Here is a 13060-nt window from a genome sequence, read left to right on the forward strand (position 1 = left end):
ATTCTAAAGATTATCTACAGCATATTTGATTCCTTCTACCACAATATCTATCTCATCTTCACTTATAGTTCTTAAATCTATAAATATTTTATCCTTATATAGTCTTGTTATTATTGGTATATCAAATTTTCTTAATCCTTGCTCTAACTTTGAAATACTTAATATGTTTGAAGACAAGGTCAAACATTTTGTAGTTATCATTTCTAGTGGCATAGATCCACCGCCCACCTGTGAATATTCATCAACAACTTCAATTTGTAATTTATCAACTAAAATTGTTTTTAATTTATTTAATAAAAGATTTGCCTTACTTTCTATTTCACTGATATGCATAGTAAGCAATCTTATAGTTGGTATTTCTTTTAATGACGATTCATTTAGATATAGTCTTAAAGTTGATTCTAAAGCTGCTATAGTAATTTTATCTACTCTTAAGGCTCTGTTAAGAGGATGTTTCTTCATTTTATCTATATACTTCTTTTTTCCCACTATAATTCCAGCTTGAGGTCCACCTAATAGCTTATCACCACTGAAAGTAACTACATCTACTCCCGCTTTTATAGAATTTTGTACTGTTGGCTCATACTCTAGTCCATATTTACTTAAATCACAAAGTACTCCACTACCTAAGTCTTCTATTACAGGTATATCATGTTTACTTCCTAATTCCACTAGGTCATCTAGGCTTGGACTAGATGTGAATCCAACTATTTTATAGTTGCTAGTATGTACTTTTAAGAGTGCTGCTGTTTCTTCAGTTATAGCATTTTCATAATCATGAATATGAGTTCTATTAGTTGCTCCTACTGATACTAACTTAGCTCCACTTTGCTCCATTACTTCAGGGATTCTAAATGATCCACCTATTTCTACTAGCTCTCCTCTTGAAATTACTACTTCACTATCTTTTCCCATAGCTTTTAAAACAAGAATTACAGCTGCTGCATTATTATTTACAACTAATGCAGCTTCAGCTCCTGTTACTCTTCTTATAATTTCCTCTATATGACTGTATCGGTCTCCTCTACTTCCAGTTTCCAAATCTAACTCAAGATTAGAATAATTTGTTGCTATTTCATAAATATTATTCATTATGCTTTTGCTAATTAGTGATCTTCCTAAATTTGTGTGTATTACTACTCCAGTTCCATTTATAACTCTTTTTAAATGAAGTTTACTTCTTTCGTTTACTTGAAATACAATATTGTCTATCAATTTCTGAATCTCTAAGTCTAACGACTGAATGCTAAGTTTTTCTTCAGATATTTTTAATCTTATATTCTGAAGTTCTTCTCTTATTACCTCTAATACTAATTCTCTTGAACTATCAATAATTAATTTCTGTACTGTATCGTTTTCAAGTATTTGATCTACTTTCGGAATTCTACTATATATATTTTCATTCATTATTAAATCATCCTTATCTTTTGTAGTAAAAAGCTAAAAACTATAAAAGTTTACTCTACTATTATAAAGTGTTCTTGCTTTTCTAATACCTCTCCTACAACTGAATATTCAGTAGCATTTCCCTCTAGATTCTTCAACAGTGTATTTAAATTATCTTTTTTTATAGATATAAGAAGTCCTCCTGAAGTCTGAGGGTCATATAACATATCTTTCATTTCTTCTTTCACATTATCACTAAAAGTAACCTTATTCCCGATGAAATTTTTGTTTGCATAGGCTCCTGCAGGAACTAATCCCATCTTAGCAAATTCTTCTGCTCCATTTATTACAGGTATTTTATCTGAAAATAATTTTATAGTTACATTGCTTCCTTCTGCCATTTCTAAACTATGACCTAGTAATCCAAAACCAGTAATATCTGTACAGCTATTAGCTTGAGACTTTACCATGGCATCTTTCGCAAACTTATTTAAAGTAGTCATTACTTTTACAGCCTCATTATACATTTCTTCATCTGCCATTTGTGCTTTTATAACTGTATTTACTATTCCTATACCTATAGGTTTCGTTAGTACAAGAACATCTCCAACTTTAGCATTACTATTAGTTAGTACATCCTTAGGATGTATAAATCCACTTGCACATAGTCCATATTTAGGTTCATCATCTTCTACTGTGTGTCCACCTATTATTATTGCTCCTGCTTCTGTTACTTTGTCATATCCACCTTTTAATATTTCCGCCATTATTTCTGGTGGCAAACAGTTTGGAAAGCATATTATGTTCATTGCGAGTTTAGGTTCTCCACCCATTGCATAAACATCACTTAATGAGTTAGTAGCTGCTATTTGTCCAAATGTATAAGGATCATCAACCACTGGTGTAAAGAAATCGACAGTTTGTATTAAAGCTGTATCTTCATTTATTTTATATACAGCTGCATCATCAGATGTTTCTATTCCTACTAATAAATTCTCATCTTCATGTACTTTTGGTAAATGACACAAAACTTGTGCCAAGGTATCTGGACCTATTTTTGCTGCTCAACCAGAGCTCTTAGATAGTTCTGTTAATCTCTTATATTTCTCACTCATCATATTCACCTCCAACTTCTATCTAGCTATAATCATTTCTTTTATTGCCTGAAACTTTTTTTCGCCGATTCCAGAAACTTTCATTATATCTTCTATTGAATTAAATTTACTTGCTTCTCTATAATCTATAATTTTTTGTGCTGTAGCTTCGCCTATTCCTGGTAACATCTTTAATTCTTCTTTTGAAGCAATATTTATGTTGATTTTTCCACTACCAGTAACATTACTGCTTCCTTCTGACTTATTTTCATTTGATATTATATTTATATCATCAGACATAGAGTCACTTTCTATATCTTCCCCTATTTTAGGTATATATACTTTATCTTCATCAAGTAATTTTTTTGCTAAATTTATTTTACTTTCGTCTGCCGATGATGTGAGTCCCCCAGCTTCTTTTATTGCATCTATTATTCTATCGTCTTCTTTTAAAGTAACTATTCCAGGTTCATTTATCTCTCCTGTAATATGTATTACTATTTCAGCTTGTCCCTCATCTTTATTATTCGATACTTTGGAATCATCATCTATATTGTTCTCTATTTCATTGTCAAAGAATAACTCTTCATCTTCTACTAATATTCCTTGTTGTTGATCCTTATCAATTATTTTATACCCTACAATAAATATTAATACAACAATTATAAGTATAGCTATTTGTTGTTTTTTTGTAAAGTTAATCATTTTTATCCCCTTCCTCTAAATTTTTTAATTATATTTAAAATTAACTTTAGATTAAAATTTACTATATCTTCTGATATAATACTATTATTAATAATTTTTTGGAGGTGCTATATTGAAAAAAGTTTTACCACTCTTGCTGGTACTAATAATCACTGCCTGTAATACTTTCTCATACGCAGTTAATGAAACTAATGTCAATGATTCCCTAGAGCTTTCCGCTGAATCTGCTATACTTATAAACGCAGACACAGGAGAAATTCTCTACAGTAAAGATCCTTATAAAAAAATGTTTCCTGCTAGTACAACTAAAATTCTGACAGCTATTATTGCAATAGAAAACAGTAGTTTATCTGAGAAAGTAATAATAGACAATGAAACTATAAACGGTATAGATGGAAGTCATATAGCCCTAGAACCTGGTGAAGTACTTTCTATGAAAGATCTTCTTTATGCATTATTGATAGAGTCTGCTAATGATGCTGCAGTGGCTATAGCGAGGCATATATCTGGTTCTGTAGAAAATTTTTCAAAGCTTATGAATGAAAAAGCTGCTAAAATAGGCGCTAAAAATAGTAACTTTTTAAATCCCAACGGTCTTCCAAATGAAAATCATACCACTACAGCATATGATTTAGCCATGATTGGTAAGTACGCTATGGAAAATGAAACTTTTCGTAAAATTGTTAGTAATTATACCTATACTATAGAGCCTACTAATAAAAAAAGTGATCCTAGAATTATGAATTCTTCAAATAAACTTTTATATAGTCAAAATAAAATTGATGTAGATGGTGTCTCAGTTCCTATAAAGTATGATGGTATAAATGGAGTTAAAACTGGATATACACAAGTAGCACAGCAATGCTTAGTATCTTCTGTGAATAGAGACAATCAAAAATATATAAGTGTGGTTCTGCATTCTATAGGGTCTAATGTCTATGTAGATACGCATAAGCTATTTAACTATGGCTTTACAAGCTATAAACCTACTAAGATAGCTAGTAAAAATGAATTTGTAGATAATATAAGCATTAAAAGTGGAAGTTCTCCTTTTATAACTAGTGTTTTTGCTGATGACCTCTATGCTACTGTACCTATTGGAAAAAATCTTAATATAGAAAAAGAATTTATTCCTATTAAAGATATAAAGCCTCCTATTTCTAAAGGACAAGTTGTTGGTAAAGTTACTTTTAAGGCTGATAATAAGGTTATAGGAAGTATGGATGTTATTTCTAAAACTGATATTCATAGCAGTGTTAGCGTAGTACAGAAGTCTTTAGACTTTCTTTTTTCTAAGTGGTGGTTTTGGTTAATATGTTCTTTTATATTCTTAAGATTGTATGTAGGAATTCTTAGAGTGTCTAGAAGAATGAAAAAACTTAAAAGAAGAAAGTTTAGAAAAAATCATATAACTATAATAGATACTAAAGTTCTTTAAAATAAAACAAAAGGGCAGACTCTAGTTATTGAGTCTGCCCTTTAATGATGATAACTTACTATAATATAGCTATAGCTTCTATTTCTATATTTCCGTCTTTAGGTAGTCTTGCTACTTCTACACAAGATCTAGCAGGTTTGTTTTCAGAGAAGAATTCTGAATAAACTTCATTTATTAAAGCAAATTGATTCAAATCTTTTACAAATACTGTGGTTTTTACTACATCACTTAAACTTGCTCCTGCTTCTTCTAGTACAGCTTTTACATTTTGTAATGATTGTCTAGCCTCATCTTGAATGCTTGTTTTAACTATTTCTCCCGTAGATGGATCTAGTCCTAATTGTCCTGATGTATAAATCATGTTACCTGCAACCATTCCTTGTGAGTATGGTCCTATTGCTTGTGGTGCTTTTTCTGTTGATATTACTTTATTTGCCATATGAAGTACCTCCCTAAATTTTATCTAATTTAATATATTTTCAACATCTATTGATTTTGCATCCTTCCAAAGTCTTTCTAAGTCATAGAACTCTCTATCATCTTTATAGAATACATGAACTAATATATCTCCATAGTCTAATAATATCCAATTTCCACTTTGATGTCCTTCTTTATTTAGCAGTTGATGTCCATGTTCATGCATTTTATCTTCTATTTCATCGGCTATAGATAATGCTTGTCTCTGAGAGTTTCCACTCAGTATTATAAAGTAATCTGATATAGTACTTAATCCAGAAATGTCCAATGCTTTTATGTCAAAAGCTTTTTTATCGTCTCCAGCCTTTACTATAATAGATATTCTTTCATCCATTAACAACTTATCATCTCCTATTTTATCTTATTATCATTACTTTTATTTACTACTTCATGATTTGAAAACATATCTTTAATAATCTTACTTGACTCTTCTTTATCTGCAATGAAGTACCATAAATCATCTACCATCTTAGCTTCTCCCGGAAGAGTATTAGACTCCATCTTTTCAGTATCAAGATTCTTAACATCTAGTGCATATTGTAGCATGACTTTAGTTGGAATATTTGTATCAACATTATTTACAAAAGTATCTACAACTTTTGGTAGTTTAAAAATATTTTTTGGATTTAATAGTTCTTTACTTGCACTTTTTATGAATTCTTGTTGTGCATTTATCCTTCCCAAATCTTGATCTGCATATCCTTTTCTAAATCTTAAAAATTGTAATGCTTTATCACCATCTAGTGTTTGTTTACCTTTTTTAAGATTTATACTAAGAGGAGGATCTGCAACAGGATCACTATATCTCATATCCATAGGAACGTCTATTTCTACGCCTCCCATTGTATCAACAAAATCCCTAACTACATTATAATTTACCATAACGTAGTAATTAATATCTGTATCTAATAACTCATTTACTGTTTTCAGTGCTAGTTCTGGTCCACCGTAAGCATGTGCGTGATTTATTTTCTCTTCAAATCTTTTTCCTTTTATTTTTGCTTTAGTATCTCTCGGTATAGATAGCATAGAAGCTTTCCCTGTTGTGCTATCATATCTGCAAATTATCATAGTATCTGTTCTTTGTCCTTCAGATTTTTTAGCGTCTTTAGCATCTACTCCCATTAATAAAAACGTAATATCTTCTTTTTTGTTGTCTTCTTTCTTTTCATTTTCTTCCACTATATTAGTATAAATTTCTTGATCATATTCTTTATTTTGAATAGTAAAGAATATTCCTCCTCCAGCAATTACTGAAAATATCATAAGAGAAACAAAAAAAGTTTTAAAAAACTTTACCATATAATCTCACCCATTCTTCTATTATTCAAGGCTAAACAACAAAAAATTCCTTGCTTTTATAGTATCCTCGTGAATAATTAATCCCCTTTTTATTATATAAACTATAGTATTGTCAATCGATCTTATAAGAGATTTGTCTAAATCTTTATAACATAATTCTCTTATTTTATCTATTCCGTCAAAATCTCTACCCGGTTCTATATAATCTGCCATATATATAATCTTTTCTAATTTACTCATATTTTCTCTACCTGTAGTATGATATCTTATAGAATTTAAAATATCTATGTCATCTATATTATATTCTTGTTTAGCTATTTCAGCTCCTAAGTAAGCGTGTAGAAGATTATCACTTTTTGCATAAACATCTTCTAAAATTATACCAAAATCCTGAGCTTTTTTCAATAAATATGATTTTTCTTTAAGTCTACCGCAGTCATGTAAAAGTCCTGCTATACTAGCTTTAGCTTGATCTACACCATACATTTCTGCAAGCTTATTGGCCTCATCCATTACTCTTAATGAGTGCTCATATCTTTTTGTCCCTATTGAATTTAACAAGTCTTCCTTTATTTTTTCTATCATAATTATCACCTATTATTTATATAGTTTATACTTTTCTATGTATACTTCAACTGATTCAGGTAGGAGGTATTTTATTGTCATACCATTTTTAACTCTATGTCTTATATCTGTAGATGATATTTGAAGTCCTGGTGTAGTTATAGTGTTTATACTTTCCTTATTATCTTCATTTAACTCTTTTAGTCTTTCTTCCATATCTCCTAGATCATATCCAGGTCTAGTTGCTGCAACTATTTTGCATAACTCTAAAATTTTATCAGAGTCTTTCCAAGTATGTAACTCTAAGAGAGAGTCTGCTCCAGTTATAAAATAAAATTCAACATCATCTTTATATTTTTCTTTTAAAGTAATCATAGTATCTATAGTATATGTCGTACCTTTTCTATCTAGTTCTAGCCTAGATACTTCAAAAAATGGATTAGTTACTGTAGCTAAAAGTGTCATTTCATACCTATATTGTCCTAATGCAACTTCTTTACTGCTTTTATGTGGAGGATCTCCCGTTGGCATAAAAATAACCTTATCTAAATTAAACTCTTGTCTTACTTCCTCTGCTACTACTAGATGTCCTGTATGGATTGGGTCAAAAGTTCCCCCCATAATACCATATCTTTTTTTCTTTTTTTCCATTTTACTTCCTCCTGATAGCGTTTACACTGTTCTTTTAACTATATGTTATTTCATTATATATCATTTTTCGCAGAACTCAAATAAAAAAATCAAGAGTCTGATATTTTAGCTCTTGATCTTATTTTTAATAGTTGTCTATAAAGTTTTTAATATCGGATATTTCTTTTTCATCTTTAATTACTACAGTATTAGTTTTTTCTTCTTCAAAATTTTTTAAATATACTGTAAAATCTCCACTATCTGCAAACTCATACTTTATGCACTTGAATCTATTTTCATATAGATCTTTTATTTCCTTAACTTTATTGATGCTCATATTATACAGCTCCCTATCTTACTAATATTACTCTAGTTATGAAGTATAAAAAAAGAGACTAGATTTCTAATCCCTTATCTTTTGTTATTTATATTTTTATCCTTTTACCTAAATTTATTCTATAGCTTTCTACTTTCTTGGTAACTCTATCTTTTTCTTTTCCTTTGATTCTCTATATATAACAAATCTATTTCCTATGCTTTGAACAAATTCAGCTCTTAACTGTTCTGATATCTCATTAGCTACTTCTTTTGCCTCTAGTTCACTATTATTTAAAATTTTAATTTTTATTAATTCTCTAGCTTCTAAAGCTTCATCTACTTGTTTCAGAAAATTTTCTGAAACTCCGTATTTTCCTAATTGAAATAATGGCTCTATATTATGAGCTAATGACTTTAAATAACTTCTTTGTTTACTTGTTATCAAAAAAACTACTCCCCTTCATTAAAAATCTTATTCAAAAAACTCAAATTCATATCCACATATATTTACAATGTCTTCTTCTTGTATACCTAATTTTCTTAATTCCTCTACTATTCCTCTTTTTCTTATGATTTCTTGGAAATGTCTAACTGACTCATGATCATCAAAGTTAGTAGAGTTTATTAGTTTTTCTATAGGATAACCTTCTACGATATAAATCTCATTTTCTTTTTTAACTATAACTTCACTATCATTCTTCTTAAACTCATATAGTTTACTTTCATCAATTACTTCTTCTATAGGCTCTGCTTCACCTATTTCTTCTAGTTTATTTAATATTGCATATTCAAGCTCTCTTATTCCTTTTCTTGTGGCTGCTGATATAGGATAAATGCTATATCCTTGTTTTTCAACTTCTTCTTTTAGTTTTTCATATCCTTCTTCAGACTCTGGTATGTCCATTTTATTTCCAACTACTATTTGAGGTTTTTTAGCAAGCTTTGAACTATATTTCTCTAGTTCTTCATTTATCTTATAGAAGTCCTCTATAGGATCTCTTCCCTCTTGGCCAGATACATCTATCAAATGAACCAATACTCTAGTTCTTTCTATATGTCTTAAAAACTCATGACCTAGTCCAACACCAGTATGTGCACCTTCTATAAGTCCTGGAATATCTGCTATAGCAAAACTTTTACCATCATCTACTTGTACCATTCCTAAATTAGGAGTTAATGTTGTAAAGTGATAATTTGCAATTTTAGGTTTAGCATCCGTTACGATGGACAAAAGTGTAGATTTTCCTACATTAGGAAACCCTATAAGTCCAACATCCGCTATAAGCTTTAGTTCTAGGGTAATTGATCTTTCCTCCCCTTTACTACCACCCTCTGCAAATCTAGGTGCTTGACGTGTAGATGTCGTAAACTTGGAGTTTCCTTTTCCACCTTTACCGCCTCTTGCTATTACTACAGACTTTTTGTCTTCTGTTAAGTCAGCTAAAACTACTCCAGTTTCAGTATCTCTAACTATAGTTCCTGGTGGAACTTTTAATGTCATATTTTCTCCATTTTTACCGTATTGATTTTTAGACTTTCCATCTTCTCCAACTTGAGCTTTATAGTGCTTTTTATATCTAAAATCCATTAGTGTTCTAAGTCCACTATCTACTTCAATTATAACACTACCACCGTTACCACCATCTCCACCTGCTGGTCCACCCGCTGGCTCGTATTTTTCCCTTCTAAAGGCTACGGCTCCATTACCACCATTTCCGCCTTTTACATAAATATTTGCTATATCTATAAACATATTTATCATCCTTACTAAAGTTTAGTATTTTCATTATATCAATTATCTTTATTGTGTCAATAAATTTATTTTATGTCTACTATATAGTATTAGAATATATTTTGGAATAAATACTTTCTTTAATTTGTATATTTTTTACTCCTTCATATTTCAAAGTTATTATAATTTTATTATTATGTACTTTAGCTTCGTCATATAAGTTTTCTATATACTTTACTTCGTCTAAATTATAATACTGTGAATTTGTTAAAATAGTAATTTCTATACTGTCTATATTTTCTATTATTTTCATATTAATAGTAAGCTCTTGATCTTCACTATGTTGATATAATAAGCAGTCAATTATCTCTCTTGTTTTTTCTAACAGTTCTTCTTCATTATCAATTGCTCTAAATTCACTATTTGATTCAGTCTCTACTTCTATATTTAAGTTTATTCCTAGATTATTTGCTTGCATTATTTTTCTTTCCAACAGTAGGACCATGCTAAAAATAGATATACTATATAATTTACTTATATTTTGCGTCATACTCGTAACTTTCTTTATTTGATCTATCGCATCTTCTTTTCTATTTAGCTGAAGATATCCATATATTATTTGAAAAATATTCATATAATCATGTCTTTGATTTCTAGATAAGTTTTTTAAATCTTTTATATTTAAAAGTTCTAAGTTCTTCAAGTATTTTTCACATCCTTGTAAGAGATTTAATATAAGTAACTTTCTTAAATTTATTAACTTTTTTATAAGCAAAAAAACCTACCAACATTGGTAGGTCTTTAAATTAAGCTAATTCTTCTTGTGGATATATACTAACTTGTTTTTTATCTTTACCTTTTCTTTCAAACTTAACTATTCCGCTAACTGTTGCGAATAGAGTATCATCTCCACCTCTTCCAACGTTTACTCCTGGGTGAATTTTTGTTCCTCTTTGTCTAACTAATATGTTTCCTGCTAGAACAAATTGTCCGTCAGCTCTCTTAACACCTAGTCTTTTTGCCTGGCTATCACGACCGTTTCTAGAGCTACCTACTCCTTTTTTCGATGCGAAAAGTTGTAAATTAATTCTCATCATTTTTTACACCTCCTCTTTCTTTATACTTATATATTTGGGATACTGATAAGCTAAGTCTTCTATTCCTACAATCATAGTCTCTAGTACGACATTAGCCTTATCTTTTATGTTTTTTTCTAAGTTCTTAGGTATAGATACTTTTAAGTATCCACTTTCATCATCTACAGAAAAAGCTATATCTTTTTCTTTTATACCACATACCTTATTTAAAGCTATAAGAGTAGTTTGACTAAGTACAGATATTGCTGCACAGAGAATATCTTTTCCGTATTCATCAAAATCTGCATGTCCTGATATTTCATATTGAACTATGCTTCCATCCTGATCTGTGAATATTTTTATATTAGTCATAATTAATCAGTTATTAACCATTAATCTTTTCAATTTTAACTCTTGTATATGGTTGACGATGTCCTTGTTTTTTCTGTAGTTTTTCTTAGCTTTGTATTTGAACACTATTATTTTTTTTCCTTTTCCTTGCTCTAATACACTTCCGCTAACTGTAACTCCATCAACATAAGGCTTACCTACTTTTAAGTCTCCTTCTCCTGAAACTAAAAGTACTTTATCAAAGTTTATACTATCTCCTTGGTTTGCATCAACCTTTTCAATGAAGATTGTATCTCCTTCTTGAACTCTGTATTGTTTTCCACCTGTTTCTATTACTGCGTACATTCTACGATGCACCTCCTCTATCCAGTCTCGCCAATGTAAAGGTACTTTTCAGTTTAAAACCTCCATTGTGCGGCTACTTTACAAGACTAAATTTTATCAGAACAACATCAGTTTGTCAACTAGATTGATTAAAGTTTTTCTTCTTTTAAAGTATTTTCTATATATTCCTTTTTTCCTATTCTAAATACTTTTACATCATTGTAATGTATGGTTGTATCTATAATAAAATGTATTTCTATATTGTATTCATTTTTTATACTATCTATATAATCTTTTACTTCGTTTTCTATATATTTCTGTATAGATGGATTCACCTTAAATATAATAGCTTCAGCAGTAGTATGATATTTTGTTCTTTTTACTTCTTTTTCTATTTTAGATAGAACGAAATCCTCTGACTCGACTTTTCCCGTACCATCGCAATATGGACAACTCCTTAGTAGTTTTTCCGTTAATCTTGATCTTGTTTTTTTTCTAGTCATTTCTACTAGTCCAAGTTGTGTCATTCCAAATACCGTTGACTTAGTTCTATCTTTTTTCAAAGCTTGTTCCAGCTCATCTAGTACTCTTTTTTCATATTGAGCATTTGACATATCTATAAAATCTATTATTATTATTCCACCTATATTTCTTAACATTAGCTGCTTAGCTATTTCTTTTGCTGCCTCAATATTAGTCTGTAGTACTGTATCCTCTAAATTAATACTTCCAACATATTTACCAGTGTTTACATCAATAGATGTCAAGGCTTCTGTTTCATCTATTATTATATATCCTCCACTTTTTAACCATACTTTTTTGTCTAGGGCTTTACTAATCATTCCATCTATTTTAAAATATCCAAATATATCATGTATGTCATCTAAACATTCTATCCTAGACTTTAATTCTGGTGATACCATGTCTGCTAGTTTTATTATACTATCATAGCTTTGTTTATTATTTATAATAAGTTTATCTATATTTTTAGTAAACAAATCTCTTACAGTTCTCTGAATAATATCTAAGTCCTTATATATTATTCTCGGAGCTACTCCAAGTTTTTTTTCTTTGTCAATATTATTGAAAATCTTTAATAAATAATCAATATCATGCTTAAATTCTTCTTCATCAATATTTCCACTTGCTGTCCTTAATATTACACCCATGTCTTTTGGCTTATACTTTTCAGCTAACTTTCTTAGTCTATCTCTATCTTTTTCCGCTGTAATTTTTCTAGATATGCCTATATAGTTTGTATCTGCCATAAGAACAACATGTCTTCCTGGTATACTTATATGTGTAGTTACCCTAGCACCTTTAGTCCCATAAGGTTCTTTTACAACTTGTACTATTAACTCTTGACCTGACTTTATAATACTTTTTATATCTATATCTTTTAGATTTATTTTCTTATTAGAAAACATCTCTTTAGGAAGTGCATCCTTTACATACAAAAAAGCATTCTTCTCAAGTCCTATATCTATAAAGGCAGCTTGCATTCCCGGCAATACATTTACTACTCTTCCCTTATATATATTTCCAGTAACCTTTTTGCTATCATCATGTTCTATATATAGTTCTACCATTTCATCGTCTTCAAGTATGGCTACCTTACTCTCATTCATACTTACATCTATTATTATTTGATTCATATAATCTC

The 13060-nt window shown here is 29.7% G+C and carries 16 protein-coding genes and 1 pseudogene; 1 reads left to right on the forward strand and 16 read right to left on the reverse strand.

Annotation, left to right across the window (positions count from 1 at the left end; all coding sequences use genetic code 11):
* Window positions 1-3: 3 nt before the first annotated feature.
* Genes selA through CURI_RS09880 form a run of 3 tightly spaced genes read right to left on the reverse strand, consistent with a single transcriptional unit; the run spans window position 4 to window position 3185 of the window.
* On the reverse strand, window positions 4-1407 hold the full coding sequence (gene selA, locus CURI_RS09870; RefSeq protein ID WP_014968110.1) for an L-seryl-tRNA(Sec) selenium transferase: 1404 nt from the start codon (window positions 1405-1407) through the stop codon (window positions 4-6).
* Window positions 1408-1457: 50 nt separating this feature from the next.
* Complete coding sequence (selD, locus tag CURI_RS09875) at window positions 1458-2501, reverse strand: selenide, water dikinase SelD (RefSeq protein WP_081580437.1); 1044 nt, start codon at window positions 2499-2501, stop codon at window positions 1458-1460.
* Window positions 2502-2519: 18 nt separating this feature from the next.
* Window positions 2520-3185: a helix-hairpin-helix domain-containing protein gene (locus CURI_RS09880; protein WP_014968112.1), complete on the reverse strand. Its 666-nt coding sequence runs from the start codon at window positions 3183-3185 to the stop codon at window positions 2520-2522.
* A 112-nt stretch (window positions 3186-3297) separates the two neighbouring features.
* On the opposite strand from CURI_RS09880, the gene CURI_RS09885 reads away from it, so the two are divergent.
* The gene (locus CURI_RS09885; protein ID WP_014968113.1) at window positions 3298-4623 is read left to right on the forward strand and encodes a D-alanyl-D-alanine carboxypeptidase family protein; all 1326 of its coding nucleotides are present in this window, start codon (window positions 3298-3300) and stop codon (window positions 4621-4623) included.
* A 58-nt stretch (window positions 4624-4681) separates the two neighbouring features.
* On the opposite strand, the gene CURI_RS09890 is transcribed toward CURI_RS09885, so the two are convergent.
* The 13 genes and pseudogenes from CURI_RS09890 to CURI_RS09950 all read right to left on the reverse strand — a co-directional run bounded on the left by CURI_RS09890 (window position 4682) and on the right by CURI_RS09950 (window position 13052).
* Window positions 4682-5062, reverse strand: coding sequence for a RidA family protein (locus CURI_RS09890; RefSeq protein WP_014968114.1), 381 nt, complete (start codon window positions 5060-5062; stop codon window positions 4682-4684).
* Window positions 5063-5086: 24 nt separating this feature from the next.
* Complete coding sequence (gene rsfS / locus CURI_RS09895; protein ID WP_014968115.1) at window positions 5087-5434, reverse strand: ribosome silencing factor; 348 nt, start codon at window positions 5432-5434, stop codon at window positions 5087-5089.
* Between the two features lie 17 nt (window positions 5435-5451).
* Window positions 5452-6402: an LCP family protein gene (locus CURI_RS09900; protein ID WP_014968116.1), complete on the reverse strand. Its 951-nt coding sequence runs from the start codon at window positions 6400-6402 to the stop codon at window positions 5452-5454.
* A gap of 21 nt (window positions 6403-6423) precedes the next feature.
* The gene (gene yqeK / locus CURI_RS09905) at window positions 6424-6987 is read right to left on the reverse strand and encodes a bis(5'-nucleosyl)-tetraphosphatase (symmetrical) YqeK (protein ID WP_014968117.1); all 564 of its coding nucleotides are present in this window, start codon (window positions 6985-6987) and stop codon (window positions 6424-6426) included.
* A 12-nt stretch (window positions 6988-6999) separates the two neighbouring features.
* Window positions 7000-7617 (reverse strand): nicotinate-nucleotide adenylyltransferase, encoded by a 618-nt coding sequence (gene nadD, locus CURI_RS09910; protein WP_014968118.1) that lies wholly within the window; start codon window positions 7615-7617, stop codon window positions 7000-7002.
* Window positions 7618-7741: 124 nt separating this feature from the next.
* A complete protein-coding gene (locus CURI_RS09915; protein ID WP_014968119.1) occupies window positions 7742-7933 on the reverse strand; it encodes a hypothetical protein in 192 nt (63 codons plus the stop codon).
* A gap of 129 nt (window positions 7934-8062) precedes the next feature.
* The gene (gene yhbY, locus CURI_RS09920) at window positions 8063-8359 is read right to left on the reverse strand and encodes a ribosome assembly RNA-binding protein YhbY (RefSeq protein ID WP_014968120.1); all 297 of its coding nucleotides are present in this window, start codon (window positions 8357-8359) and stop codon (window positions 8063-8065) included.
* 27 nt (window positions 8360-8386) lie between these two features.
* Window positions 8387-9667, reverse strand: coding sequence for a GTPase ObgE (obgE, locus tag CURI_RS09925; RefSeq protein WP_041701762.1), 1281 nt, complete (start codon window positions 9665-9667; stop codon window positions 8387-8389).
* 79 nt (window positions 9668-9746) lie between these two features.
* Window positions 9747-10421 carry a Spo0B domain-containing protein gene (locus CURI_RS09930; RefSeq protein ID WP_041701763.1) on the reverse strand — a complete coding sequence of 225 codons (675 nt, stop codon included), beginning with the start codon at window positions 10419-10421 and terminating at the stop codon, window positions 9747-9749.
* A gap of 31 nt (window positions 10422-10452) precedes the next feature.
* Window positions 10453-10743: a 50S ribosomal protein L27 gene (gene rpmA, locus CURI_RS09935; RefSeq protein ID WP_041701764.1), complete on the reverse strand. Its 291-nt coding sequence runs from the start codon at window positions 10741-10743 to the stop codon at window positions 10453-10455.
* Between the two features lie 3 nt (window positions 10744-10746).
* On the reverse strand, window positions 10747-11094 hold the full coding sequence (locus CURI_RS09940; RefSeq protein WP_014968124.1) for a ribosomal-processing cysteine protease Prp: 348 nt from the start codon (window positions 11092-11094) through the stop codon (window positions 10747-10749).
* Between the two features lie 13 nt (window positions 11095-11107).
* Window positions 11108-11418 (reverse strand): annotated as a pseudogene (rplU, locus tag CURI_RS09945) (50S ribosomal protein L21).
* Between the two features lie 128 nt (window positions 11419-11546).
* Entirely contained in the window at window positions 11547-13052 is a 1506-nt protein-coding gene (locus tag CURI_RS09950; RefSeq protein WP_014968126.1) for an Rne/Rng family ribonuclease, read from the reverse strand.
* Between the last annotated feature and the right edge of the window lie 8 nt (window positions 13053-13060).

Origin of the sequence: Gottschalkia acidurici 9a (assembly GCF_000299355.1) — a bacterium.
Classification (GTDB): Bacteria; Bacillota; Clostridia; order Tissierellales; family Gottschalkiaceae; genus Gottschalkia; species Gottschalkia acidurici.